Raw genomic sequence first — 25,744 nt, forward strand, 5'->3', positions numbered from 1 at the left:
GAAGCGCCTTCGCCTCGGACGGATCGCGAAGAGCCTGCCCGAGCGACTCGTCCTTGCCGACAGACAGGAGATGGGGTTTGAGGATCTCTTGCTCATGCTCCTCACCGACGAGATCGCACGTCGTGACAACGCGGCCGCCGACAATCGCGCCGACGACGCCGGGCTCGATCCGACGATGCGCCTCGAGCACTGGGACAAGACCGCGAAGGTCAGCTTCGACAAGCGCGTGCTCGCGGAGCTCGCGAGTCTGCGCTTCCTCGAGACACATCGTCACGTCTGCATCCTTGATCCCGTCGGCGTCGGGAAGACCTTCGTCGCGAACGCTCTCGGTCATCTCGCGTGTCGTCACGGGTACAACGTGACGTTTGCGCGCGCGGACGAGACGCTGCGCCGGCTACGGCAGAGTCGCTTCGACAATTCGCGGGACGCCGAGATGATCGCGCTCACGACGGTCGATCTCCTCATCCTCGACGACTTCGCCCTCGAGCCGATGTCGAAGGAAGAGAGCAAGACGTCTATCAACTCTTCCTCGAACGCACCGGTCGCGCGTCGATGATCATCACCTCGAATCGAGACACCGCCGAGTGGCTCGCGATGTTCGACGACGTCCTACTCGCGCAGAGCGCCGTCGACCGCTTCAAGAACACGGCGTACGACTTCGTCATCGAAGGCGAGTCCTATCGCGCTCGCCTCAAGCCGACGATCGACGCGGCGGCGACCGTGCCCGATACGCCGGCGATGAAGCAGAAGCTCCATCCTCGCGCGCGCTCTCGTCGTCGTCGCTGATCGCTCCCTCGTCGGGCGCCGCGACAACCGCGGCTGCCCCGACGGGGGCGGTGGCCCCATGACCCTGCGAAAATCTCTCGGGACGACCTTTCCGGAACCGCGGATCCCGCCCGTGGACCGTTCGGATTTGCACACGGAACGCGGCCCCGCCCGCGGAACGCGACCCCGCCCGCGTGTGGGCGTGTCAGAGGGCGGGGCGGTACATGGCGCTTACGAACGCGATGAGCGCGTCGACGTCGGTGCCGCGGATGGCTTCGGCTTGGAGGGAGATCGAGAAGATGCGGGAAGGGATGAACGTGCTCACCGCGCCGAAGCCGTTCTGTGTCGGGGAGGCGCCGCCGGCCGAGTAGGTCACCGACGCGAAGCGGTAGTACGCGCCGACGTCGAGCATGTCGGCGAGGAGGGTCGCGCCCGGGCCCGCCGTGAAGCCGAGCATCTTGAAGTACGACGCCGTCGAGTAGCTCACGCCTGCGTCGGCGCGGAAGTACTTCGCGAGACGGTACACGCGGCCGTTCGCGAAGCCGCCGATCATCGAGGGGAGACCGCCGACCACGACGTCGCGCGCCGTCGTCGCGCCCGCGGCGATGATCACGTTGTCGAGCGAGACCGTGGCGTCGAGCGCGCCCTCGACGCGGGTCGGCGTGCGGCCGTCGCATAGCTCCGGTGGGATGCGCTCGCCCGGGACGACGACCGCGTCCGCCGGCTCCGGCGGCGCGGTGAGACAGAAGAAAGAGAGCGGCAGGTAGGACGCGAGCCAGAGCGAGCGCTCCGGCTTGCGGACGTCGACGCGCGCGCCGATCTGCAGCGCGCCGAGGAGGAGCGAGGCGTCGAGGCCCGCGTTGTTGAGGTCGATGCCCGGCGCCGCGAACAGGTTGTCCGAGGGATAGCTGCCGACCTCGAAGTGCGCCCCGACGCGGTGATGGCCCGGGTAGATGCCGACGAGCCCGCCGAAGCGCCGCTCGTCGATCCTGCCGTCGAACATCGAGCCGTTGAGGACGATCGCGGCCTCGGGATGAAGCGACGAGCTCGCGTCGGAGTAGCTCGCCTCGACGCCGAAGCGCTGCGCGTCGAGCGACGGCGTCGACGAGAGCGGGTCGGGGAGGAGACCGCCGAAGGCCGCGACCGCGAAGCCGCTGTCGCCGATGGTGGAGCGGAGGCGGATGCCGTCGAGCGTGCCGAGCGTCGCCGCCGCGTAGCGCATGCGCCCGATGTTGGCGGAGAAGCCCTGCTGCGAGCCGTACGCGAGCATGAGCTCGCGCGCGCGGAGGATCGGCGCGCGGGCGGGGGCGCCGGCGCGGGCGCCGATCCCGGGGCCGAACCAGTTCTGGAGCGAGGCGTCGAGGAGGAACGCGAGCGGCACCGTGAACGGCTCCGCCCGCACGCGCGCGTTGAGCTCCGCGCGCGCCGCCGCCCCGCCGCGATCGGCGAGCGGGAACACGCCGCCGCCGAGCGCGGTGATGCGGATGTCGGTCTTCTTGCTCGCGTCCATGTCGCCGAGCGGCACGAAGCGAACGGCCTTGCCCTGCGCCGGCGGCACCGCCTCCGGCCACTGGCCCTCGAAGGCGCTGTCGGGGCGTGGCTTCTTCAGCTTCGCCTCGTCCTCCTCCTTCTCGTCCGGCGCGAGCGCCTTGCCCTTCGCCCCCTCCTTCAACGTCTCCTCGCCGAGCGACACGATCGCGAACGACGACGTCGCCTGCGTCACGGTGAAGATCTTGTCGTTGATGAGGACCTTCGCGCCGCGACGGAGCCCGCCCGCGAGCCCCGGCTTCAGGTACGCGTGACCGGCCGCGATCTCCGCGACCGTGACGTCGATGAGCGTCCCCTTCGGCACCGGCTTCTTCGGCGGCGCCGCGAGCGCCGTCGACGCCGTCGACGCCGCGAGCGCCATCGACGAGAGCAGGAGCGCCGCCGCCGCGACCAGAGCGCGCCTCATCGACGGATGCCTCCCGGGTGGCAGGAGAGGCACGCGCTCGCGAGCGGCGACACGCTGTTCTTGTGCTGCGCCGCGAGGCGCACCGGCTCGTGCGCGTGGCAGCTCGTGCAGCGGACCGCGCGCGGCGTCGCCGTGTTCGTGTGGCAGTCGTCGCAGCTCGCGGTGCGGTGCACGCCGAAGTTGATCGGGAACTTCATGTCGTGCGTCGGCGGCGCGGCTTGCTTGAGCGGGATCGCCGAGCTGTCGGTGATGAACTGCGAGTCGAAGCGCGCCGGCGCCCACGCGGTCGCGCGATGGCAGATCGAGCAGTCGCGCGGGAACGCGTTCTGACCCGCGACGGCGCCGTTGTGGATCGGGCGCAGGTCGGAGCGGCGGTAGTCCTTCTCGTGGCACGCGAAGCACTCGATCGGGACGCCGGTCCATTGATGCTCGCTCGCGCGGCGGTGGCACTCGGTGCAGTCGCGCAGCACGTGCATGCCCGTGAGCGGGAAGCGGGTGAGGCGATGCATGTCGAGCGAGCGCGTGTTCCGCCAGTCCGCCGGCGTGTGGCAGCGCTCGCAGACCATGCCGAGCCGCGCGCGGTGGGCGTCGTTGTGGCACGAGCTGCACGCGCGCTTCACCGTGCGCTTGCCGTCGTGGCAGCCGACGCACGCCGTCTTCACGTGCTGGCCGGTGAGGGGGAAGCCCGTCTTCGAGTGATCGAACTTCGGCGCGCCGTCGCTCCCGGTGTTGTCGGCGTCGGTCGCCTTCCAGCCCGACGTCGTGTGGCACGCGGAGCAGGGGATCGTCGCCGTGATCGACGGCTGATCGCCCTCCGCCGCCTTCGGCTCCGGCTTCTTGGGCTCCTCCTCGTCCTTCTTCTCGTCGGACTTGTCCTCGCTCTTCTCTTCCTTCTTGGGCTCCTCCTCTTCCTCCTCCTTCTTCTCCTCCGGCTCCTCGGTCGGAGGCGGCTTCGGCTTCGGCTTCCTCTTCGACTGCGCGAACGCGTAGCTGCCCGCGAAGAGCATCGCGACCGCGAGGACGAGCGACCAGAAGCGGGTCATTGCGACGCCACCTTCTTCGTGTGCGGGTCGGCGTGGCAGAAGGCGCACTCGGTCGACGGCAGGCGGTAGCGCACCGCCTCGGTGCCGTCCTTCAGCTTCGTCGGGAAGTGGCAGCGCTCGCAGCCGATCCGCTGGTGCTCGCCCGTGAGCGGGTAGCGCGTCAGCTTGTCGTGATCGAACTTCGGGATCTTGTACGTCGCGGTCGTGTGGCACGTCGCGCAGTCGGAGACCTTCGGCTCGCTCTGGCGGAACTGACCGGCGTGCACGTCGTCGTGGCAGCCGGCGCACTCGCGCGGCGCGCCCTTCCACGAAGGTCCGGCCGCCCTCTTCCGGTCCTCCGGCGTCGGCGAGTGGCAGCCCTCGCAGCGCGCGCTCGCGTGCGCGCCGGTGAGCGGCCACATCGCGTGCTCGAACTTCGTCTGGTCCCACCCCGTCGGCTGGTGGCAGTGCGCGCAGCCGCCGTCCTTCATCTCGGTCGCGAACTGATCGCCGTGCGGGTTGGCGTGGCAGTCCGCGCACACCTTCTTCGAGACGCGGAGGTTCAGGCGCGGGCGCGCGTTCTGGTGGCAGCCCGAGCACGCCGCGGCGACGTGTTTGCCCTCGAGCGGGAACGACGCCTTCTGATGGAGCTGGGTGCCGAAGAGCGTGGGCCGGAAGCCCTTCGTCTCGTGGCACGTCTTGCACTCGGAGCCGAACTCGCCCTTCGCGAACTCGCCGCTGTGTTTGTCGCCGTGGCAGTCCATGCAGCGACCGAACTTGAGGCCGCGGTAGCGCTGCCCGCGCGGGACGCTCGGCTTGTGACAGCCGCTGCACTCGACCTGGTTGTGTCGGCCCGTCAGCGGGTAGGCCGTGCGCGGATGCGAGTTGTAGCCGATCGACGCGGGGAGCCCGACCCAGAGGATGCTCGCGTGGCAGCTCCCGCAGCCGTTGCCGAACGGCGCCTTGTGGACCGCCTTGTGACACGAGACGCACTCGGTGCCCTTCGACGGCGACGCGAGCACGCCGCGATCGTGGCAGCCCTTGCAGCCGACCGACGAGTGACCGTTGCCGAGGCTGACGCCGGGGTGGGTGCCGGGCTTGAGGATCGCGGGGCGCCACGCGGTCTCGTTGTGGCAGCCGGTGCAGTTCGGGCCGAGGCGGCCTTTGTGGAAGTCCTTGTGGCAGTCGGTGCACGCGCCGAAGCGGAGGCCGACGTACTTCGGCGGCTCGCCGTGGCACTGCGCGCAGGAGACCCGCTGGTGCGCGCCGCGCAGCTTGAAGCGCGCGAGGTCGTGGTTGAAGTTCGATTGCACCTTCGCGTCGCGCCACGCGGTCTCGTTGTGGCACTGGGCGCAGCTCGTGCCGAAGCGCCCTTCGTGGAAGTCCTTGTGGCACGAGGTGCAGGCCTGCGAGAGGCCGAGGAACGTCGGTGCGCCGCGGCCGTTCACGCGGTTGTGGCACTTGTTGCAGGCCGCCGCCTTGTGCGCGCCGCCGAACGCCCAGCCGCCCTCGGCGTGGTTGAACTGCGCCTGGTTCCCGCCCGGCCAGCGGATGAGCCGGTTGTTCACGCCGTGGTGCTCGACGTGGCACTGCTCGCACGGACGCCCGCGGTAGGTGCGGCCGTGGAGGCCGGCGCCGGCCGCGATCTTCTGACCGAGGTCGTTGTGGCACGTGAGGCAGAGCGACTGCTCGACGCGCTTGCCGGACGAGTGGCAGCGCGTGCAGTTCTGGTCGCCTTCGAGCGGCGCGTGCCCGCGCGAGAGCGGACCCGGCGAGAGGAGCTGCGCCGAGGCGGTGCTCGTGACGAAGAAGATCGCGAGCGCGAGGAGGACACGGAAGATCCCCCTCGTCATGAGAAGATCCAGCGGTAGCCGTAGGCCCACGCGACCCAGATGTGGACGGTGACGCTGAGCACCATCAGGATCGCCATGAAGCCGTGCACGGAGCGCCACGAGCGCATCAGCGCCGCGCCGGCGTTGGAGTCGATCTCGGACGCGGCGAGGTCGCCGAGCTCCGCGACGAGATCGACGACGCGCTCGCGCTCGATCTGGATGAGCATCTGGATCGCGGGATCGCGCGCGGCGGCGCGCTCGACCACGAGCCGGCGCGCCTTCGCCTCCTGCGTCCAGCGCGGCACCGTGATGAGCGCCTGGAAGAGCGACGCGCTCGGCGGCAGGCGCGTGCACGGCACCTTGCCGACCGCCTCGCGCACCTCGCGCGAGAAGTCGGGGAGCACCTTCTCCACCTCGCCGATGCGCTGCTGGAACGCGATGCCGCCCGCCTTCGGGACGAGGCGATAGATGTAGAGGCCGACCGCGCCGGTCGCGACGAGGACGGCGAGGCTGATCGAGGTCGTCGTCGCGATCGGCGTGCGGAGCTGGAAGGTGGAGTGGAACGCGACGAGCACCGCGCCGACGAGGCCGGCGAGGACGTGCATGTCGAGCCAGGTGCTGAGGCGCCCGAAGTTGAACTTCGCGAAGCGACGGCGCACGAGGTAGAGCAGGTTCGCGATGATGAGCGCGGTGCCGACGATGCCGTAGCCGTGGCCGAGGAGCCCGGACGGCTTCAGCGTCTTGAAGTCGGGGTGATCGAAGCGCTCGTGCGTCGAGAGCAGGTAGTAGCCGCGGCCCTCGAGGTAGAGCCACACCGTGAGGAGGACGAGGCCGCCGAGCGTGAGCCACGGCGCGAGGCGCGTCTTCTTCTTTGCGGGCTGGGCAGTCGCCGACACGTCGTCTCCTCAGCTCTTGAGGGGAAGCCACGCCTTGACCGTGGGCGATCCGACGTTGTGGCAACCCGGCGCGACCGCGCAATTCTTTGGCTTCTGATCGCCTTTGTGGGTGGGGTTGTTGTCGTACTGCTCCTTGTGGCAGGTGTAACAGGAGTCCGCGGCGGCGCTGATCTTCGCGAACGACGCCGTCGTGTGGATGTCCTTCGGGAGCGGCTTGTAGGTCTCGGTGCTGTGGCAGTCCGCGCAGTCGGTCGGGAACATGCCCTCGTGCTTCGGCTTCGTCGTCGCGTCGTAGTCGTCCTTGTGACAGCCCTCGCACTTGACCTTGTTCGACGTGACGATCTCGAGCGCGTGGATCGTCTTCGCGTCGGCCTGCTTCGAGAGCGGCGACCAGAGCTCGGTGCTGTGGCAGTCGTCGCACGTGTCGGGGATCGATCCTTCGTGCCGCGGGCTCAGCGCCGCGACGTAGGCCGCCTTGTGGCAGACGATGCAGTCGTTCTCGAGCGCGAGCTTGGTCTCGTGGACGTCGGGCTCGGAGCCGCACGCGGCGGGCCCGCCGCCGAAGACGGCGACGAGGAACGCGAGGCCGATGAAGACGACCAGGATTCGGTTCGTCATTCAGGTCCTCCAGGCCTCGCCGAACTTCTTCACCACCTCGACGCCGAACTTCGCGAGGAGCTCGGCGGGGGCGGTGCCGCCGATCTGCACGATGACGGAGTCGTTCTGGAGGCGGATCTCCTCGCCGGGACGATCGGTCTTGAGGAAGACCGCGTCGTCCTCGATGCGCGCGATCTCGCTCGGCATGAGCGCCTGCACGACGCCCTGACCGATCGCCTGATCGATGCGGCGGCGGTTGTCGGCGCGGCAGCGCGCGAAGGCGCCCTTGCGGTAGCTGATCGACACCGACGCGCAGCAGCGCGCGTCGGCGAGGGAGAGCGCGCTCTCGACGGCGGAGTTTCCGCCGCCGACGACGAGGACGTGTTTGCCCGCGAACTCGCGCGGCTCGAGGAGGCGGTAGTGGACCTTCGGCGTCTCCTCGCCCGGGACCTCGAGCTTGCGCGGAGAGCCGCGGCGGCCGAGGCCGAGGAACACGTTCGCGGCGCGGATCGGGCCGGTGCTCGTCTTGAGGCGCCACATGCCGTCGGGATCGGCCTCGACGCCCTCGACGAGGGTGCCGACCTGCACCGGCAGCTTCACCTCGCGCATGATGCGCTCCCACAGCTCGACGAGCTCCTCCTTGCTCATCTTCGCGGCCTTCACCTTGCCGACGATCGCGAAGTCGAGCGCGCCGGTCATGACGACCTTGGCGCGCGGGTAGTGCATGATCGTGCCGCCGAACTGCTCGCGCTCGAGCATGATGACCTTGAGGTTGGCCTCGAGGAACCGGAGCGTCGCGCTGATGCCGGCCGGACCCGCGCCGACGACCGCGACGTCGTAGGCGTCGCCGCGGCCGCGCCGCTGGCTCTGCTTGATGACGTGGTCCGCCGCCTGCCGCCCTTGCGACACCGCGTTGCGGATGAGCCCCATCCCGCCGAGCTCGCCGACGATGTAGACGCCGGGGCGCGTCGTCTGGAAGTTCTGGTCGATCTTCGGGAGCTCGACGCCCTTGTTGGCGGTGCCGAAGACCATCGCGACCGCGTCGACGGGACAGGCGTCGACGCAGGCGGAGTGACCGACGCAGGCGAGGGGGTTGACGAGCACCGCTTGCCCGCGCACCACCGCGAGGACGTCCTTCTCCGGGCAGGCGAAGACGCAGGCGCCGGAGCCGATGCAGCGATCGAGATCGATGCGCGGATGGATCGTGTCGGGGACGATCTCGCCGAGCGCGGCCATGTCCTCGAGCGTGGCGATCGCCTTCTCCTCGGTGCCCTTCCCGATCTGGCTGAAGAGCCAGTACAGGATGGAGGAGATGACGACGCCGAGCGCGATCCAGCCGTAGGTCGACATGGCTACTTCTGCTTCACCGAGTCGAGGAGGGAATCGAGCTCCGCGCGCGCGGACTGCACCGTCTTCTTGGGCCCCGTGATCTTGAAGAAGTGCGGCTGGTCCGGGGTCTCGACGATCGCGCCGAGCAGCGCCGCGTTCTCCTGCGGCTTGTCGCCTCCCATTCCGCCGCCGTAGGTCCCCTCCGCTTCGACGACGGTCACCTTCAGGCCCGCGACCGTCTTCGTGCTGCGCTTCGCCTTCGCCTTCGCCTCGGGACCGAACTGACCGATCCAGCGATCGATGTTCGCGTCGAGCGAGCCGCCGGCCTGGGTGACGGAGACGTCCGCGTCCGCAGCGTCGCCCTCCGCGCGCGGGACGCGGTACGTCGCGATGCGCATCGAGCTCGTGTTCGGCATTTGCTGCCAGCGTGGCGGCACCGTCCAGGCGAGGCCGGTCGCGGCGAGGTTGCCGTGATCGCCGTGCCCCGCGCCGAGCCCCGAGTTGCCGGGCGCGACCTCGGGGTGACCGGGCGGAAGATCGCCGGTCATGTCGCTCCCGCCCATGCCGCCGCCGACCGGCGGATGGTTCGGCGGGAGCTCCTGACCTTCGTCCTCGTGATCGTGATCGTGCGGGCTCACCGGCGCCGGATCGGCGTGCACGGTCGTCGTCGAGACCGCTGCCGGGCTCGTCGAGCGACCCGCGGCGAAGGCGCCGGCGGACGCGATGATCGTGACGGCGATCGTCGTGGTGAGGCGAACCTGGATGTCCTTCATGGGTCACTGCGCGATCAGTCCTCGTCCTTCTGGAGCTTCGCGAGCACGCTGAAGTCCTCGAGCGTCGACGTGTCGCCCTTGGTCTCCGTGTTGCCGGCCGCGACCTCCTTCAGGAGTCGTCTCATGATCTTGCCGGAGCGCGTCTTCGGAAGCGAGTCCGTGAAGCGGATCGCGTCCGGCCGCGCGAATTTCCCGATCTCCTTGTCGATGTGCTCCGCGAGCTTCGATTTCAGGTCCTTGTTCGCGATATGCCCCGATTTCAGGGTCACGAACACGACGAGGGCCTGGCCCTTGAGCTCGTCGGGGCGGCCCACCGCGGCCGCCTCGGCGACGGCGGGGTGGCTGACGAGGGCGCTCTCGATCTCGGCCGTGCCGATGCGGTGTCCTGCAACGTTGAGGACGTCGTCGATGCGGCCGACGACCCAGAAGTAGCCGTCCTCGTCGCGGCGCGCGCCGTCGCCGGTGAAGTACACGTCGGGGAGCACGTCCCAGTACGTCTTGTGGTAGCGCTCGTCCTCGCCCCAGAGCGTGCGCGCCATCGAGGGCCACGGCCGGCGGATGACGAGCTTGCCGCCCTCGTTCGCCTGGCACTCGACCCCGTTGTCTTTGACGACCGCGATGTCGACGCCGAACATCGGGAGGCCGGTCGATCCCGGCTTCGAGTAGCAGGCGCCGGGGAGCGTGGTCAGCATGATCGACCCGGTCTCGGTCTGCCACCACGTGTCGACGATGGGGCAGCGGCCGCCGCCGATCGTCTTGTGGTACCAGATCCACGCCTCGGGGTTGATCGGCTCGCCGACGGAGCCGAGGAGGCGGAGCGACGAGAGGTCGTGCTTCGCGGGCCACTCGTCGCCGGCGCGGATGAAGGCGCGGATCGCCGTCGGCGCGGTGTAGAGGATGGTGACGCCGTGGCGCTCGATGATGCTCCAGAAGCGCGACCAGTCCGGCGCGTTGGGCGCGCCTTCGTACATCATCACGCTCGCGCCGCACGAGAGCGGCCCGTACACGAGGTAGCTGTGGCCGGTGACCCAGCCGACGTCGGCGGTGCACCAGTAGAGATCGCCCGGCTTGAGGTCGAAGACGTATTTCGTCGTGACGTGCGCGCCGGCGAGGTACCCCGCCGACGTGTGCATGACGCCCTTCGGCTTCCCGGTCGAGCCCGACGTGTAGAGGATGAAGAGCGGGTGCTCGGCGTCGAAGGCGCTGGGGTGCTTCGCGAGCTTCAGCGCGGCCTCGGAGGGCTTGCGGTTCTCGAGGTCCTCCCACCAGACGTCGCGGCCCTCCTTCATGTCGACGGGGCAGCGCTCGCCGCCGACGCGGCGGAGGACGATCGTCTTCTCGATCGTCTTCGTCTGCTCGAGCGCGACGTCGACCATCTTCTTGAGCGGGACGACGTTGCCGCGGCGCCAGGCGCCGTCCTGCGTGAGGAGCACCTTCGCACCGCAGTCGTTGATGCGGTCGCGCAGCGCGTCCGAGCTGAAGCCGCCGAAGATGACCGAGTGCGTGGCGCCGAGGCGCGCGCAGGCGAGCATCGCGATCGCCGTCTCGGGCACCATGCCCATGTAGATCGCGACGCGATCGCCGGGCTTCACGCCCATGTCGACGAGCGCTGCGGCGAGGCGGACGACCTCGCGATGGAGCTCGAAGTACGTGAGCGTGCGCGTGTCGCCGGGCTCGCCCTCGAAGACGATCGCGGCGCGCGTGCGCACGTCGGTCCCGAGGTGGCGATCGAGGCAGCTCTCGGTGACGTTGAGCTCCGCGCCGGCGAAGAACTTCGCCTTCGGCAGGCTCCACTCCGAGAACGAGGACCAGACCTTGCGAAAGACGAGGTCAGTGGTGTGCTCGTGCCAGAATGCCTCAGGTTCGTCGAGCGAGCGCCGGTACATCGACGTGTACTCGGCGTGCGACTGGACGCGGGCGGTCTTCGAGAACTCGGCCGACGGCGGGAACCGCCGATCTTCCTTGAGATGCGATTGGATGCTGTCGGTCATGGGAAGCTCCGCCGGCCCGCATACCGCGGCGGCGGGGCGGCGCCAAGAAGCGGAGAGCTGTCGCAGAACGCCGCTGGCACGGCTCGCGCTTTCGGCCCGGCATGGCGCTCGGCAAGCCTCGCTTCATGGTGTGTTCCTTCGTCACGCTGCTCGCGGTAGCGAACTGTGGTCCCCAGGGCTCGGGCGACGATGATCCCGCGTCTTCGTCGAGCGGCGGCGTGGCGGCGGCGCCGGTCACGAAGCACGACATCAATCAGGTCCTCTCCACGGGGCAGTCGCTCTCGGTCGGCATCGACGGGGGCGACGCGATCTCGACGAGCCAGCCGTACTCGAACCTGATGTTCAAGTCGGGCGTCATCGCGGGCGGCGCACCTCCGCGCGAGCTCGTCCCGCTCGTCGAAGGGAAGGCGACGAACCCCGCCCACCCGAACACGGAGACGATGTCCTCCGGCCTCGCGAACCTCGTCGCGAAGATGGCGGCCGATCGCGGCGAGCGCCACGACGTCCTGATGAGCGTCCACGGCGTGAGCCACTATGTCTACGCGAAGCTGAAGAAGGGCACGCCGCCCTACCAGAGCGGCCTCGCGCAGGCGAAGGCGGGCCACGACGCCGCCCTCGCGATGGGCAAGGACCACGTCGTCCGCGCGGTCACGGTCGTGCACGGCGAGTCGGACGATCACGATCACAACCCCGACTACCAGGCCGACATCCGGCATTGGCAGGCCGACTACGAGGCGGACATCCGCGCGGTGACGGGGCAGAGCGAGCCGATCCCGCTCCTTCACTCGCAGCTCTCGTCGTTCGTGAAGACGAACCTCACGAGCCGGATCCCGATCGCGCAGCTCGCGGAGCACGTGGAGAGCGGCGGCAAGACGGTGCTCGTCGGTCCGAAGTACCAGCTGTCGTACGCGGTCGACGGCGTGCACCTCACGAACGACGGCTACCGCCGCATGGGGGAGGAGTACGCGAAGGCCTATCGCAAGATCGTGCTCGAGGGGCAGCGCTGGGAGCCGCTCCGCCCGAGCGCGGTCACGAGGAGCGGTAACGTCATTACAGTGAAATTCGTCGTACCTGTCCCGCCGCTCGTCCTCGACGAGAGCGCGGTGAAGAACCCGGGCGCCTTCGGCTTCGAGATCGCGCAAGACGGTCCGCCCGCGCCCGCGATCCAGTCCGTGCGCGTGACGGGGCCCGACACGGTGGAGCTCACGCTCGCGAGCGAGCCCACCGGCGGAAACCGCCGCCTCCGCTACGCGTACACCGCGAGCGCGCTCGGGGTCTCGGCGGGGCCGGTGACGGGACCGCGCGGCAACCTCCGCGACTCGGATCCGACGCAGTCGCGCACGGGCGGCAACCCGCTCTGGAACTGGTGCGTGCACTTCGACGAAGCGCTCCCGTGACGGCATGAGGTAGGGTGGCGCGTTTCGATGCGCCGCCGCATTGCTGTGCTTGTCTGCTCGTCTCTGCTCGCCGTCCCACGTCCCGCCCGCGCCGACGGCGAGCTCTGGGTCTGGGTCGAGAACCGCGTCCCGGTCCTTCGCGCCGAGAGGCCGACCTTCCCGCGCATCGACTGGCGCTTCGTCGGCGACTTCCGCGTCAACAAGCGCTCCGAGGGGCTGAACCAGGCGTTCCTCCGGACGGGCCCGCTCTTCTTCGTCACGGACTGGCTCTTCGTCGCGACGCAGGGCACGGTCTACGCCGACCGCGTCAAGGACGGCGTGCACCAGACGGAGGCGCGCACGGAGCTCGAGCCGAACCTGTTCGGCCGCATCGGCGACTTCACGTTCAACGATCGCAGCCGCTTCGAGTCGCGGTGGCGCACCGACAGCGAGCATCGCTGGCGCTACCGAAACCAGCTCCGCATCAACTACGCGCCCGTCGGCGCGAAGTGGATCCCGTACGCGTGGAACGAGGTGCTGTGGGACCTCTCCGGCCTCGGCGTGAACCAGAACCGCCTCCAGTTCGGCCTCGCCCGCATGCTGAACACCACGACCCGCCTCGACGTCGGCTACATGATCCGCAGCCGCGAAGACGCGATGGGCAACTGGGCCCACGACCACATCCTGAACCTCTACTTGTTCCTCGACCCTCCTCCGCGGTGATATCCGGGAGCGGATAATTTGGCGTTTCGGGCGTACGATGGATTCATGCCCAACGTCGTTCGCCTCGTGGGGAGCTTCGCTGTCCTGGCCTCGGTGGGGCTCGGCGCGCTCATGGTCCAGTGCACGAACCGCAGGGACGACGACGCGATCGATCCCGCCGCGGTCTACGCGAAGGACGGCACGGCGTGCGCGCAGGACTCCGAGTGCCGCGACGGAGGGGCGTGCTTCCACGGGATGTGCGTCGGGCCGCCGTGCTCGTGCGGCACCGAGTCGGTCAACAAGGTGATCGGAATACCCGGCTTCGACGGGACGAAGAAGTATGTCTGCCGTGGTCCCTGCGCGCCTGATTGGGAGTGCGGCGTCCCAGTGGGGTTCCTGCCGGAGGCGGACGCCGGCGTGTCGATCGTCAACCGGTGCATGCCGCCGTGCACCGCCGCGTATCCGGACGACGCGGCCGCGGGCTGTCCGGCGGGGTTCGTGTGCCGCGTCACCTCGAAGGCCGGGAGGTCGAGCTTCGAGCCGGCGTGTGTGCTCGCGCCGCCGACCGTCACGATCGACGGACCGCCGGGGCCGCTGCCGGAAGAGACGAAGGTCACGCTCACTGCACGCGACACGTCCACGCACGGGCGCGTCGCCGAGTATCGCTGGACGCAGAACAGCGGCGGCGGGCTCGAGGTGGGGGGACAGACCATGACGTTCGAGATCCTCGCGGACACCGTCTCGTTCCAGGCGTCCGTCTTCGTGCGGAGCGAGCTCGGCGTGCTCGGCGTCGGGAACTACAGCGTCCCGGTGTGCAAGCCCGCGGGACGGTCGTGCGCGGGGTACGCGGAGACGGACGATCCCTGCTGTCCGGACGCGCCGTGCCGGCCCGACGACGCCGGCTCCCGTTCCTGCACCGCGAGCCCGTGATCAGCGATCGAGGCGCGGCCCGTCGACGCGCGCCTGGAAGATGAAGTAGGGCGGGACGCACGCGCCGGTGCCCTTCGGCGCGCCGGCGACGCGCGCGCACCCGTAGTCGGGGCGGCAGAGGTGATCGGCGTCGCAGGTCTGCACCCACGCGGTGACGAGGTGGCGGGAGAGGCAGCGCTCGATCGGCTCGTTCGAGAAGAAGCAGTCCGCCTCGTAGCCGGCGGAGGGGAGCGCGGCGCAGATCGCGTCGCCGCGGCGCTCGCCCACCTTCTTGCAGCGCTCGCTGCACATGCCGCCGGTGAAGCCGAGCCAGTTCGGGGCACAGAACGCGCCGCTCTTCTGCGCGCCGGTCGGGGCGGGGCACGCGGCGTCGGGCTTCTTCGCGGTGACGACGGGACCCTCGGGGCGCGGGTCGGGCACGAACGACACGTCCTCGCACGTCGCGCCGGGCAGCGTGCTCCCCGCGCGCGCGCAGAGGCCGAGCGCGCCGTGATGCACGTCGCGACACACGAGGCCGGGCTCGCAGCCCCAGGCCTCGTAGCCGCGCGCGAGACCGCAGTCGGAGTCGATCTTCCCGTCCGGGAACGACGCGAAGGGGCGCGCCTCCACCGGCTCGCCGCGCGCGGCGCGGAGGAGGTCGGAGCGGCGCCAGCGGAGGTCCTTCGCGAAGTGAGGTGAAGGTCCGAGCGCGATCGCGTTGAAGGTCGAGGTGCCGCGGTCCTCGCCGAGGAGATGGAAGCCCGCGACGCCGCGTGTCTGATGACACCCCGCGCACGTCGCCTCGTCGAGCCGGCGCAGGAGGAGCTCGGGCGTCTTCGCGTGCGCCAGCGACGCGAGCGGCAACGCGCGGAGCGCCTCGGCGTCGACGAGCGAGGCCCACGGTCGGTTCTGCGTCCGCTCGAGGCCGCGCGGCGAGACCGTGTCCACACGCTCGGCGAGGAGCTCCGGCGGCAGCGTGAACGTGCCGGCGTCGATCTCTTCGAGGTGCGACGCGATCCAGCGCACGAGCGCGGCGGGATCGGCGTCGGGCCGCGGCGTGTCGAAGAGACCGTCCGGCGTGAGCCTGCCGTTCCTCACGACGAACGAGCGCATCACGTACTCCGCGCTGTCATCCATGTCGGTGCGGAACGCGGGGGTGTGCGTCGACTGGTAGTTGATCTCGATCTGCGCCGGCGGCGGCAGCGCCGCGACGAGGGCGGCGGCGTCGGGACGCGCGAGCCAGCGCTCCGCCACCGTCTTGCAGTCGCGCTCGCCGCGATCGCGGGGCTGCGGGACGCGGACGTTCACCGTCATCGGGAGGCGCGTCGTCGCGCGGCCTTCGTTCGTGAGCGCGAGGCGATAGACGAGCCGCACCTCGCCGCACGCCGCCGGCTCGAAGCGCCGGCGATCGATCCGGTTCACGACGCCGGTGAGCTCGAACGCGCCGCGGGCGAGCCACTCCGCCCTGAACGCGCGCCGCGGATCGTTCGGCGGTGGATTGGCGGTCAGCTCGGCGATGTCCTTCTCGATCGTGCGCTGCAGCTCCGCGCGCGCGGCCTCGCCGACGACGTGCATGAAGTCGAGGCCGCGCGCCTCGAGCGCGACGAGCGCCGCGGGGTCACCGATGAACAGCGCGTCGTCGCCGACCTCGACCGAACGCTCCGGCCGCGCCACGAACGCGATCCCGAGCGTCAGGAGGACCGAGGTGAGCCGCACGTCGTGACGAGTCTACCTGCGTTGGCAGCTGACCTGTCCAGGCGAGGACGCGAGACCGATACAGATCGTCCCCGCCGGACACGTGACGACGGAGCACTCGGCGTCGATCGTGACGCACCTCCCTCCGACGATCTCGGCGTCGACCAAGCGCATCGCAGTCCCATGGGTTCGGCTGCGAAGCATCTCCATCAACGCAACGCTCGATGGACCGCGATCCGTTCGTGGCCGATCCCCCGCAACTCGCGAGCAGTCCCAGAACGAGCGCAGCCCCCGCTCGCGGCGGCGACATCAGGTCTTCTTTTTCTTCAGCGCGGCGAGCTCGGCGCGGAGACGCGCGAGCTCGCGCTCGGCGGCCGCTGCTTTGCGCTTGGCGGTGGCGGCGGTGGCCGTCGCCGCTTTCGCGAGCTCCCTCTCGGTCGGGAGCAGTGAGCCGTCCTCGCGCGCAAGGCGAGGCCCCACGCCGACGCCGAGGATGGGAGCGACCACCCAGCGAAGGCCGGAGAGGACCTTGCTCGGCGCCGTCTCGCCCTTGAGGGTCCGCGGAACGAGCTTCCCTCGAACGCGGTTCCACACGGCGAAGCGCTTACCGGCGGGCTGGTCGGGATCGAACCGCACCAGCTCCCGGACGCCGAGCTCCTGATACTTCGCGAGCTTCTCGTTCCAAGGATCGTCGACGTCGCTGATGACCTCGACCGCCACCTCCGGCGGCCCTCCGCGTTCCCACGTCTTCCATGACCGAAAGAGCTGATCGGGCTGGTCGAGCTTCAGGAACGCGTCGGGCGCGAGGCATCGCTTGGGGTTCCGCGGGTCCCAGTACACGAACTGGTCACACCCCACGGAGTGGGCCTTCGCGAAGGCGAGCTTGAGGATCAAATAGAGCGCGGTGCGCAACTCGAGATGGAGCTTGTTCTCAGGTACGAGGAGGCTGTCGGGAAAGTGAAGGGCCTCCGCGTGCATCGACGTCGCCGCGTCTACGTCAGGGCAGGATCGGGAGGCCGACGGCGCCGGGCGGGGGGCCGCCGCTCGAGCTCGAGCCGGTCGTCTCGGCGCACTTGCCCTGGCGGAAGACGGGCATGCCCACGGCGCCGGGCGGGAAGGAGTGCCCTTCGCCGGCGGGGATCGGGAGGCCGACGGCGCCGGGCGGCGGGCCGCCGGTGGAGCTGCCGTGACCGTCGTCGAACGAGCACTCGAGGCCCGCGTTGCAGTCGTCGGTCGAGTAGCACGTGCTGCCCTTCTCGCCCTCCGCCGGCTCCTGGCACGTGTTCGGCGGAAGCGGGAGGCCGACCGCGCCGGGCGGCGGACCGCTCGGACGTCCACGCGCGCTCTCGTCGTCGGACGGGATCGGGAGACCGACCGCGCCGGGAGGCGGACCGCTCGGGCGCTTCTTGCAGAGGAGGCCGTCGGCGCACTCGTCGTCCGACCAGCAGTAGTCACCTTCTTCGCCGCCCTCGGGCGCGGGCCGTCCGCGGTTGATCTCGCTCTCCGACGAGGACGTCTCCTCCTTCTGATCGCCACTGCAGGCGACGAGAGCCGCAGGCGCGGCGACCATGAGAGCAAGGACCGAAAAGAAGAGGGTGGGACGCATGATGTCCGCGACCTCTGCAATAGCGGTGCCGTAGGTGAGTGTGGGATAAGTGCGCAGACTCTCGCACGGAGTGTGCTGCTGCCAACCCTCGGATGGGGCAGACTTTTACCACCCCCACGGGCTCGTCGGCCGCCGCGTGCGCTATGCGTGGACTCCGTGTCGATCGAGTTTCCGCCCGAGCTGCCGATCACGGCGAAGGTCGCCGACATCGCGAAGGCGATCGACGCGAGCCAGGTCGTCATCGTCGCGGGGGCGACGGGGTCGGGGAAGACGACGCAGCTCCCGAAGATCGCGCTCGCGATGGGGCGGGGGCTCGAGAAGCTGATCGGCGTGACGCAGCCGCGGCGCATCGCGGCCACGAGCGTCGCCGCGCGCGTCGCCGAGGAGCTCGGGTCGCCGCTCGGCTCCGACGTCGGCTACCAGATCCGCTTCGACGATCGGACGAGCCCGCGCACGTACGTGAAGTTCATGACGGACGGGATCCTCCTCGCCGAGATCGAGGGCGACCCGCTCCTCCAGCGCTACGACACCCTCGTCATCGACGAGGCGCACGAGCGGAGCCTCACGATCGATTTCCTCCTCGGCTGGCTGAAGCGCATCCTCCCCGAGCGCCCCGACCTCAAGGTCGTCATCAGCTCCGCCACGATCGAGACGGAGCGCTTCTCCGAGCTCTTCGGCGGCGCGCCCGTCATCCAGGTCGAGGGCCGCACGTTCCCGGTCGAGGTCCTCTACGAGCCGCCGGAGGGCGACGCCGACCTCGTCGACGCCGTCGCGAGCGCGGTCGAGAACGTCACCTCGCTCGATCCGCGCGGCGACATCCTCGTGTTCCTCCCCGGCGAGCGCGAGATCAAGGACTGCGAGAACGAGCTGAACGCGCGGCGCCTCAAGCACACCGTGGTGCAGCCGCTCTACGCGCGCCTCTCCGCCGGCGAGCAGCAGAAGGTCTGGAAGACGATCTCCGAGCGCCGCGTGATCCTCGCGACCAACGTCGCCGAGACGTCGGTCACGATCCCCGGCATCGTCTACGTCGTCGACCCCGGCCTCGCGCGCCTCTCGCGCTACGATCCGCGCTCCGGCACGACGCGCCTCCACGTCGAGGGGATCTCGCAGGCGAGCGCGGAGCAGCGGAAGGGCCGCTGCGGCCGCGTGCGCGACGGGATCTGCGTCCGCCTCTACGACGAGCAGAGCTTCACGTCGCGATCGGCCTTCACCGATCCCGAGATCAAGCGGACCGGCCTCGCCGGCGTCATCCTCCGCATGAAGTCGCTCGGCCTCGGCGAGGTCGATCGGTTCCCGTTCCTCGATCCACCGTCGTCGCGCGCGATCCAGGAGGGCTACCGCGTGCTCGAGGAGCTCGGCGCGCTCGACGACGCGCGCGAGCTCACGCCGCTCGGCCGCCGCCTCGCGCGCTTCCCGGTCGACCCGCGCATCGGCCGCATGATCTTCGCCGGCGCGGAGCTCGGCGTGCTGCGCGAGGTCCTCGTCGTCGCCGCCGCGCTGAACGTGCAGGACCCGCGCGAGCGCCCGCGCGAGCAGCAGCAGAAGGCCGACGACGCGCACCGCCGCTTCAAGGACGACAAGTCCGACTTCGCCGCGCTGCTCCGGCTCTGGGACTTCGTCCGCGACGCGGAGAAGAAGGGGCGCGGCAACCTGCGCCGCGTCTGCAAGGAGGGCTTCCTCTCGTACCTGCGCGTCCGCGAGTGGACCGAGATCCATCGCCAGCTCGAGGAGATCACGCGCGAGCTGAAGATCGGCGAAGCGAAGCGCGGCGGCGACGAGGACGCGCTCCACCGCGCGCTGCTCACCGGCCTCCTCTCCAAGATCGGGCAGTGGAGCCAGGAGGCCCGCATGTACGTGGGGGCGAAGCAGACGCGCTTCGCGATCCACCCGTCGTCCGCGCTCGCGAAGAAGCCGCCCGCGTGGGTGATGGCGTTCGAGCTGGTCGAGACCTCGCAGCTCTTCGCGCGCATGGTCGCGCGGATCGATCCGCACTGGCTCGCCGACGCCGCCCCGCATCTCCTGAAGCGCAGCTACTCCGATCCGCACTGGTCGGAGAAGTCCGCGCGCGCGGTCGTGAAGGAGCACGCGACGCTCTTCGGCCTCACCGTCGCGAAGGACCGCACCGTCGACTACGCCTCCGTCGCGCCGCTCGAGGCGCGCCGCATCTTCATCGACCACGCGCTCGTGCGCGGCGAGTACAAGACGAAGGGCGCCTTCTCGCAGAAGAACGGCGAGCTGCTGCTCGAGCTCGCGCGCCTCCGCGACAAGGCGCGGAAGAGCGACATGCTCGCCGACGACGACGCGCTCTTCGCGTTCTTCGACGCGCGCGTGCCGGAGTCCGTCGCCTTTGGCCGCACGTTCGAGGAGTGGCGCGAGCAGGCGGAGAAGAAGGACGAGCAGCTCCTCGTGCTCTCGCTCGAGGACGTCCTCGTCACGCAGCCCGACCTCGTCCCCGCGGACTACCCCGACACGCTCACGCTCCACGGCACGAAGCTCCCGCTCGCGTACACGTTCGATCCCGCCGCGGACGACGACGGCGTCACCCTCACGGTGCCGCTCGTGCTCGTCCCGCAGCTCGATCCGGGCGAGCTCGATTGGACGATCCCGGGCTGGCACCGCGAGAAGATCGAGGCGCTCCTCTACGAGCTGCCGAAGGCGGAGCGCCGCGCGCTCGGCGGCGACATCCCCTCGCTCGCGCGCGCGATCGCGCCGAAGCTCACGCCGTTCGAGGGGCCCATGCTCCCCGCGCTCGCGGAGCTCGCGGGCGTCCCCGCCTCCGCGTTCCGCCCCGACGCGGTCGCGCGTCATCTCCGCCTCTTCGTCCGCGTCGTGGACGCGCAGGGCAGGGAGCTCGCGCGCGGCCGCGACGCGGGGGCGCTCGTGAAGCAATACGGCGCGCGGGCCCGCGCCGAGCTCCGCGAAGCGGCGGCGCCCGCGAAGCCGCGCACCGGCTTCACGTCGTGGACGTTCGGCGATCTCGAGCCGTACGTGGTGCGCCGCGTCGGCGGCGTCGACGTGCGCAGCTACCCCGCGATCGTCGACAAGGGCGCGACCGTCGACGTCGAGCTCCTCGAGTCGTCCGCCGCGGCGGAGGAGGCGACGCACGCGGGCCTCCGCCGCCTCTTCGCGATCGCGTCGCGCCAGACGCTCTCGCAGCTGACGCCGCGCCTCCCGTCCGCGTTCGCGCGCCCGAACGGCGCCGGCCCCGACCGCGCCGAGACGGACGCGTTCCGCGCCCACGTCGTGAGCCGCATCGTCGATCTCGCGTTCGACCTCGAAGGCGCGACCCCGATCCCGCGCACGGCCGCTGCGTTCGACGCACGCCTGAAGCAGGGTCTTCCACGCCTGGCGGCGGCGGCGAAGGTGCTCACCGACGCGCTCGCGCCGATCCACGCCGAGCTGAACGAGACGCTCGCGGCGATCCGCAGCGCGTCGCGCCACCCGAGCGGCCGCCTCGCGCTCCTCGACATCGAGAAGCAGCTCGAGCACCTCTTCCCGCCGGACCTCGCCCTTCACGTGCCGATCCCGCGCCTCGGTCACTACCCGCGCTACCTGAAGGCCGCGCGCGCCCGCCTCCAGCGCGCGATCGCCGACCCGCGCAAGGACGCCGACAAACACGCCCCGTTCGCCCCGCTCTGGACCACCTTCCTCGCGCGAAAGGACCGCGCCACGCAGCCGGACCTCCGCTGGATGTTCGAGGAGCTCCGCGTCGCCATCTTCGCGCCGGAGCTGAAGACCCCGTCACCGGTCTCCGTCGCGAAGGTGAAGGAGGCCCTTGCCTCGCGCGCGGGGTGACCTGCGGTCTCTCGGGAGGAGCTCCGGCGCGGGCTAACGAGCAACTGTTCGGTTGCCGTTCACGCCCCAGCAGCGCACGGAGCCGTCGCGTAGGCCGGCGCATGTCTCGTCGGCGCCGGCGGCGAGCAGCTCCGCGTTCGCGATGTCCGGTACCGCCTTCGCCTCGGGGCAGAACGACGGACGGCCTTCGCGCGTCGGGTGCTTCGCCGGTCGATCGCAGGCCGACTTCTGCCCGAGCTGCCCGTGCGTGTTGTCGCCCCAGCACCACACCGCGCCGTCCCTCGTGATCGCGCATGTATGGCTCTGACCGGCGGAGAGCGCGACGACGTCGGCGAGATCAGGGACGCGCTTCCATGAATACGCGTTGGTCGTGCCTCCGTCGCCGAGCTGACCGAGCAGGTTCGATCCCCAGCACGAGACGGCGCCGTCCTTCGTCCGCGCGCAGCTGTGAGCGCCGCCGACCGAGAGCTCGGCGACGTTCGCGAGCCCCTTCACGGGTTCCGGCAGGGGACGACTCTTCGTCGTTCCGTCACCGAGCTGTCCCGCGTCATTGCCGCCCCAGCAGAGCACCGTCCCGACCGTCGTCCGCGCGCACGAGTGCTCGACGCCGAGCGCGAGCGCGGCGACACCGGAGAGCCCGCTCACCGCGACCGGTGCGTAGCGGCGCTCGGTCGTGCCGTCACCGAGCTGACCAGACTTGTTGTAGCCCCAGCACCGAACGTCGCTCTCGCTCTGGACCGCGCAGACGTGCGCCCATCCGCCAGCGAGCGAGGTCGTGCCGCTCACGCCGCTGACCGGGCCGGGAGAGGGGCGTTCGCCGGTCGTCGTTCCGTCGCCGAGCGTGCCGGCGCTGCCCGTGCCCCAGCAGCGCACCGCGCCGTCCTTCGTGCGAGCGCACGTATACGCGAAGCCCGCCGCGAGCTCGACGGCGTCGCGCAGACCGAGCACGGGTACGGGCGCGGGGCTCGGCTCCTTGGTCCCGTCGCCGAGCTCACCGGACGCGTTCCCGCCCCAGCAGCGCACGTTGCCGTTCGATGCGCGCCCGCAGCCGTGACCGCCGCCGAGCGTGATCTCGGCGAGGCGCGGACGACCAGCATCGACCGTCGATGCGAGCGGAGCGACGGATGATGCGGATGACGCGATCGGCGAGCCCGCATCGGCGCTCGTGCTCGCGCCCGGCTTGCACGCCGAGAGCCCGACGGCGCAGGCCAGCAGGAGACGTCGCATTCGGCCGATTCTCGCACGGCCCGACCGCGAAGCATCCAAGCGATCCTCTCGGCGTAAGAACATGTTGCGGTCGCCAGCCGGTTCAGTGAACGCAGCGGCCGAACGCCTACTCCCGCGTCGCTGCCGAGCTTCATCGGCTTCATCGCTCTCACCGTCGCCGTCCTGCGGACCGCGGGCGGTCCTCTCGACAACGCGGCGCTCACCACGGTGAACGGCCGCGTGGCCTCTGTCCGCCCCTCGAAGAGAGCGCGAATCGGGTCGACGTTCCCGACGCGATCGCCGAAGAGCTCCGGCGCCTGCACGACGAGCTCCTCGCGCGTCGTCTCGTGCGTCCAGCGGAAGAGCTGGATGTGTACTAAGCACGTTTCGAGAGCGGTTCGGACCGCTTCGGCAGCCCGACGTGCTCGCGAGCATCGCGCGACGGATCGCGCTCGGGGTCGCCGTCCCCCCGCGCTAAGGGAGCGCCAGCGCCTCTTCGTCGGTGAGTGGGCGGTCGAAGAGGCGGACGTCGTCGATCGCGCCGATGAGGCGGGTGCCGAGGCGGACGCGCTGTTCGCGGGGCGTGAAGGCGGCCTTGTACTGATCGCGACTGATCTTCCCGCCCTGGTAGGCCGACAAGCGGCCTGCGTCGGCGTCCCACGTGATGACGAGGTGGTGCCAGGTCTTTTCGCTCAACACGAAGTAGATCTCCGCGACGTACGGGCCGCTCCGCGGCATGAGCGCGAGTTGGATCTCGTTCGCGGGGTCGTTGTCCGCGTGCCGGAGCATCAGGTGGTGGCGGTTCCGGTCCCAGTCGTCGAAGAGGACCTGCTCGACGTCGACCGCGATCTCCTCGTAGCGGAACCAGATCGAGAGCGTGCCGCTGGGCGGGAACGCCGCGCCGTCGAGCGCCGTCACGCGCATCGCGCCGCCGCCGTCGAGGACGAGCGCCTTGCCGCGATCGGTGTCGCCGACCTTCGCCGAGCCGGTCAACGTGCCATGATGGCCCTTCTCGCTCGCGTCGCTCGCGGTGCCGTCGTCGAAGGTCCACTTGCCGATCAGCCCCGGCGGCTCCGTCGGTCCCGCGTCGACGCCCGCCTCCACGCTCGGCGTGGCGTCGTCGGCGCCGGCGTCCTCGGGGCTCGGGACGTCGGCGATGTCGAGCGCGCCGGCCTCCGGGCCCACGGCGGCGGGGCCGTCACGCAGGCCGTCCGTCGAGACGAGCAGCGAGCAGCCCGCCGTGATTGCCGCCACTGCGATCGCGAGCCAGCGCATCGCCGCGATCCTATCAGCCCTCCGGCTTCGGATGACCGTCGACGCGCATCTGGAAGATGAAGTACGTCGGGTTGCAGAAGCCCTTCGTCGCCGGCGTCGTCGAGATCGGCGCCTTGCCCTCGATCGGCTCGAGGCGCTGGCACATGTAGTCCTCGCGGCAGGGGTTGTCCTCGTCGCACGCCTGCCGCGGCGCGGGGCGCACCGCGCCGCCGATGCACGCCTGGAAGTTGCCGCTCGCCGCGCACTGATCGAACTTCGCGCCGCCGCCGTACGCGCAGATCTCGTTCGCCCCCGCCATCTCGCCGAGCTTGCCCTTGCAGCGCGCGACGCACATGCCGCCGGGCGTCCCTTCCTCCGGCTTGAGGCACGAGTAGCTGCCGCCGCAGCCGAGGTTCTTCGTCGCGAGCTTGTCGGCGTGCGGATCGCTCGCGTCGCTCATCGCGCCGCCGATGCACGGGAGGCCCGCGAAGCCGCCGCTCTTCGGGAGGCACTGCCCGAGCTCGATCGCGGCCTTCGCGTTCGTCGCGAGCGGCTTGCACTCGAGGCCGGCGGCGCAGCTCCACGTCTGCTTCAGCTTCGACGCGTCGGCCGGGAGCACGCAGTGCGTGCCCGCCGGGGCGAGGACGCCCGGCGGCGGATCGAACGACGTCGCGCGCTGCGGATCGGCCGCGCCTTCGAGGAGGCCGCGGATCCACGCCTCGCGCCGCGGCTGCTCCGCGAGGAAGTGCGGCGACGCGTGGGTGCGGAGCGCGTTGAGCGGGTTCGTCCGCGTGCCGCGCTCCGCGCCGAGGAGGTGGAAGCCCGCGACCGAGCGGCCCTGGTGGCAGCCGGCGCACGTCATGTCGTCGAGGCGGAAGAGCACCGACTCCGGCGACGCGAGGAGCTTCGTCTCCGAGAAGTCGAGGCCCTCCAGATCGGCGCGCGTGAAGAGCTGGCTGAACAGCTTGTTCGCGAGGCGCGTCGAGCCGAAGGTGGTGAACGACTGCGCGCGCGTCGCGGCGAACTTCGCCGGCATCACCGCGGTGCCCTCGTCGATGCCCTTCACGTTGTCCTTGATCCACGCGAGGAGCTCGGCCTTCAGCGCCGGATCGGCGGCGAGCTTCGCGACGTCGGGCGTGTTCTCGAGCGGCTTCGCCGAGAGCGCGCCGTCCTTCATGTCGTAGACGCGCAAGAAGTAGAACGCGAGCCCGCCCATGTCGCGCTTGCTCTCGGAGGGCGTGCGCATCACCTGCGCGTTGAGCTCGATCTGCTTGAACTTCAGCCCCGCGAGCGAGAGCGCGCCGTCCTCGAGCCACTTCGTGTAGGCGTCGGGGGAGAGCCCGGCCGGGACCTGCCAGGAGCGAGCGCGCGCGGCGCAGTCGCCGCCGGGGTTGTCGAACACGACGTTGAAGAAGAAGGGCAGGCGCGAGAACGTCGGCGCGTTGCGGATCGTCCGCACGTAGGAGAGGCGATAGACGAAGCGCGTCTCGCCGCAGGTGTCGGGCGCGAAGTCCTTCCGGTCGATGCGGTTGACGACGCTGACGAGATCGAAGGTGGCGTTCTTGGACTTGAGCCAGCCCGCGTCGAAGAGGCGGTCCTTGCCGTACTCGACCTTCACGGTGGCCGTCTTGTTCGCCTGCGCGAGCCCCTCGAGGTCCGCGCCGATCGAGGCGACGAGCTTCGCGTAGAAGTCCGAGCTCCCGAGCAGCGTCGCGTTGTCGAGACGCCCCTCTCCATCCATCATGTTGGTGAAGTGGAAGCCGTCTTTCTCGAGCTGGAAGAGGAGCTCCGGCTGCGCGATCTCGGTGACGAGCGTGCCCGCGGCCGGGACCGCGATCGGCTCGTCCTTGCCGTTCGCGACGAGCGGGGTCTCGTCGAAGACGGAGCGCTCCGCCGTGACCGCGTCGTCGGTGCCGTCGGTGTCTTCTTCCGTCGCCGCGGAGCAGGCGGCGAGCACGCCGGCGAGGAGGGTCGACGCGAGAAGGAGGGAGCCGAAGCGAGCCACGGCGGGGTATGCTGCAAGGTGCGAACCGCCTGAAGGC

19 protein-coding genes are annotated in these 25,744 nt (G+C 70.4%); 5 read left to right on the forward strand and 14 right to left on the reverse strand.

What is annotated here, in order from left to right; translation table 11 throughout:
• Positions 1–339 precede the first annotated feature (339 nt).
• Positions 340–786, forward strand: a complete 447-nt coding sequence (locus tag KF837_04565; protein ID MBX3226558.1) for an ATP-binding protein — start codon at positions 340–342, stop codon at positions 784–786.
• A 184-nt stretch (positions 787–970) separates the two neighbouring features.
• Here the strand turns inward: KF837_04565 and KF837_04570 are convergent, their stop codons facing one another.
• Genes KF837_04570 through acs form a run of 8 tightly spaced genes read right to left on the reverse strand, consistent with a single transcriptional unit; the run spans position 971 to position 11,159 of the window.
• Entirely contained in the window at positions 971–2,719 is a 1,749-nt protein-coding gene (locus KF837_04570) for a hypothetical protein (protein MBX3226559.1), read from the reverse strand.
• Positions 2,716–3,762, reverse strand: a complete 1,047-nt coding sequence (locus KF837_04575; protein ID MBX3226560.1) for a hypothetical protein — start codon at positions 3,760–3,762, stop codon at positions 2,716–2,718. Before KF837_04575 ends, KF837_04570 begins: the two co-directional genes overlap by 4 nt.
• Positions 3,759–5,594 carry a hypothetical protein gene (locus KF837_04580; GenBank protein ID MBX3226561.1) on the reverse strand — a complete coding sequence of 612 codons (1,836 nt, stop codon included), beginning with the start codon at positions 5,592–5,594 and terminating at the stop codon, positions 3,759–3,761. The genes KF837_04575 and KF837_04580 overlap by 4 nt, the downstream gene beginning before the upstream one ends.
• Positions 5,591–6,469: a hypothetical protein gene (locus KF837_04585; GenBank protein MBX3226562.1), complete on the reverse strand. Its 879-nt coding sequence runs from the start codon at positions 6,467–6,469 to the stop codon at positions 5,591–5,593. Before KF837_04585 ends, KF837_04580 begins: the two co-directional genes overlap by 4 nt.
• 9 nt (positions 6,470–6,478) lie before the next feature.
• Complete coding sequence (locus KF837_04590; GenBank protein ID MBX3226563.1) at positions 6,479–7,087, reverse strand: hypothetical protein; 609 nt, start codon at positions 7,085–7,087, stop codon at positions 6,479–6,481.
• A complete protein-coding gene (locus KF837_04595; protein ID MBX3226564.1) occupies positions 7,088–8,416 on the reverse strand; it encodes an NAD(P)-binding domain-containing protein in 1,329 nt (442 codons plus the stop codon). It abuts the gene before it with no gap.
• A gap of 2 nt (positions 8,417–8,418) precedes the next feature.
• Entirely contained in the window at positions 8,419–9,168 is a 750-nt protein-coding gene (locus KF837_04600) for a hypothetical protein (GenBank protein MBX3226565.1), read from the reverse strand.
• Between the two features lie 14 nt (positions 9,169–9,182).
• Positions 9,183–11,159, reverse strand: coding sequence for an acetate--CoA ligase (acs, locus tag KF837_04605; protein MBX3226566.1), 1,977 nt, complete (start codon positions 11,157–11,159; stop codon positions 9,183–9,185).
• A 125-nt stretch (positions 11,160–11,284) separates the two neighbouring features.
• Between acs and KF837_04610 the strand changes: the two genes are divergently transcribed.
• Genes KF837_04610 through KF837_04620 form a run of 3 tightly spaced genes read left to right on the forward strand, consistent with a single transcriptional unit; the run spans position 11,285 to position 14,167 of the window.
• Positions 11,285–12,556: an SGNH/GDSL hydrolase family protein gene (locus tag KF837_04610; GenBank protein MBX3226567.1), complete on the forward strand. Its 1,272-nt coding sequence runs from the start codon at positions 11,285–11,287 to the stop codon at positions 12,554–12,556.
• A gap of 27 nt (positions 12,557–12,583) precedes the next feature.
• Positions 12,584–13,258 carry a DUF2490 domain-containing protein gene (locus KF837_04615; GenBank protein MBX3226568.1) on the forward strand — a complete coding sequence of 225 codons (675 nt, stop codon included), beginning with the start codon at positions 12,584–12,586 and terminating at the stop codon, positions 13,256–13,258.
• A gap of 45 nt (positions 13,259–13,303) precedes the next feature.
• A complete protein-coding gene (locus tag KF837_04620) occupies positions 13,304–14,167 on the forward strand; it encodes a hypothetical protein (GenBank protein MBX3226569.1) in 864 nt (287 codons plus the stop codon).
• Here the strand turns inward: KF837_04620 and KF837_04625 are convergent, their stop codons facing one another.
• The 3 genes from KF837_04625 to KF837_04635 form a co-directional block, all read right to left on the reverse strand.
• The gene (locus tag KF837_04625; GenBank protein ID MBX3226570.1) at positions 14,168–15,862 is read right to left on the reverse strand and encodes a hypothetical protein; all 1,695 of its coding nucleotides are present in this window, start codon (positions 15,860–15,862) and stop codon (positions 14,168–14,170) included.
• A 288-nt stretch (positions 15,863–16,150) separates the two neighbouring features.
• Positions 16,151–16,819, reverse strand: coding sequence for a Uma2 family endonuclease (locus tag KF837_04630; GenBank protein MBX3226571.1), 669 nt, complete (start codon positions 16,817–16,819; stop codon positions 16,151–16,153).
• 19 nt (positions 16,820–16,838) lie between these two features.
• A complete protein-coding gene (locus KF837_04635; GenBank protein MBX3226572.1) occupies positions 16,839–17,447 on the reverse strand; it encodes a hypothetical protein in 609 nt (202 codons plus the stop codon).
• Positions 17,448–17,594: 147 nt separating this feature from the next.
• On the opposite strand from KF837_04635, the gene hrpA reads away from it, so the two are divergent.
• Positions 17,595–21,242, forward strand: coding sequence for an ATP-dependent RNA helicase HrpA (gene hrpA / locus KF837_04640; protein ID MBX3226573.1), 3,648 nt, complete (start codon positions 17,595–17,597; stop codon positions 21,240–21,242).
• A 33-nt stretch (positions 21,243–21,275) separates the two neighbouring features.
• Here the strand turns inward: hrpA and KF837_04645 are convergent, their stop codons facing one another.
• The 3 genes from KF837_04645 to KF837_04655 form a co-directional block, all read right to left on the reverse strand.
• Positions 21,276–22,469: a hypothetical protein gene (locus tag KF837_04645; GenBank protein ID MBX3226574.1), complete on the reverse strand. Its 1,194-nt coding sequence runs from the start codon at positions 22,467–22,469 to the stop codon at positions 21,276–21,278.
• Between the two features lie 453 nt (positions 22,470–22,922).
• Positions 22,923–23,723, reverse strand: a complete 801-nt coding sequence (locus KF837_04650) for a hypothetical protein (protein MBX3226575.1) — start codon at positions 23,721–23,723, stop codon at positions 22,923–22,925.
• Between the two features lie 13 nt (positions 23,724–23,736).
• A complete protein-coding gene (locus tag KF837_04655; GenBank protein MBX3226576.1) occupies positions 23,737–25,707 on the reverse strand; it encodes a hypothetical protein in 1,971 nt (656 codons plus the stop codon).
• Positions 25,708–25,744 lie beyond the last annotated feature (37 nt).

The sequence above is a fragment of the Labilithrix sp. genome (genome assembly GCA_019637155.1).
GTDB lineage: Bacteria > Myxococcota_A > Polyangia > Polyangiales > Polyangiaceae > Labilithrix.

Excerpts from the sequence above, each read along its gene's own strand:
- KF837_04570 (MBX3226559.1), bottom strand. The coding sequence starts at position 2,719 with ATGAGGCGCGCTCTGGTCGCGGCGGCGGCGCTCCTGCTCTCGTCGATG.
- KF837_04575 (MBX3226560.1), bottom strand. The coding sequence starts at position 3,762 with ATGACCCGCTTCTGGTCGCTCGTCCTCGCGGTCGCGATGCTCTTCGCG.
- KF837_04580 (MBX3226561.1), bottom strand. The coding sequence starts at position 5,594 with ATGACGAGGGGGATCTTCCGTGTCCTCCTCGCGCTCGCGATCTTCTTC.
- KF837_04590 (MBX3226563.1), bottom strand. The coding sequence starts at position 7,087 with ATGACGAACCGAATCCTGGTCGTCTTCATCGGCCTCGCGTTCCTCGTC.
- KF837_04595 (MBX3226564.1), bottom strand. The coding sequence starts at position 8,416 with ATGTCGACCTACGGCTGGATCGCGCTCGGCGTCGTCATCTCCTCCATC.
- KF837_04600 (MBX3226565.1), bottom strand. The coding sequence starts at position 9,168 with ATGAAGGACATCCAGGTTCGCCTCACCACGACGATCGCCGTCACGATC.
- acs (MBX3226566.1), bottom strand. The coding sequence starts at position 11,159 with ATGACCGACAGCATCCAATCGCATCTCAAGGAAGATCGGCGGTTCCCG.
- KF837_04610 (MBX3226567.1), top strand. The coding sequence starts at position 11,285 with ATGGTGTGTTCCTTCGTCACGCTGCTCGCGGTAGCGAACTGTGGTCCC.
- KF837_04615 (MBX3226568.1), top strand. The coding sequence starts at position 12,584 with ATGCGCCGCCGCATTGCTGTGCTTGTCTGCTCGTCTCTGCTCGCCGTC.
- KF837_04620 (MBX3226569.1), top strand. The coding sequence starts at position 13,304 with ATGCCCAACGTCGTTCGCCTCGTGGGGAGCTTCGCTGTCCTGGCCTCG.
- KF837_04630 (MBX3226571.1), bottom strand. The coding sequence starts at position 16,819 with ATGCACGCGGAGGCCCTTCACTTTCCCGACAGCCTCCTCGTACCTGAG.
- KF837_04635 (MBX3226572.1), bottom strand. The coding sequence starts at position 17,447 with ATGCGTCCCACCCTCTTCTTTTCGGTCCTTGCTCTCATGGTCGCCGCG.
- KF837_04645 (MBX3226574.1), bottom strand. The coding sequence starts at position 22,469 with ATGCGACGTCTCCTGCTGGCCTGCGCCGTCGGGCTCTCGGCGTGCAAG.
- KF837_04650 (MBX3226575.1), bottom strand. The coding sequence starts at position 23,723 with ATGCGCTGGCTCGCGATCGCAGTGGCGGCAATCACGGCGGGCTGCTCG.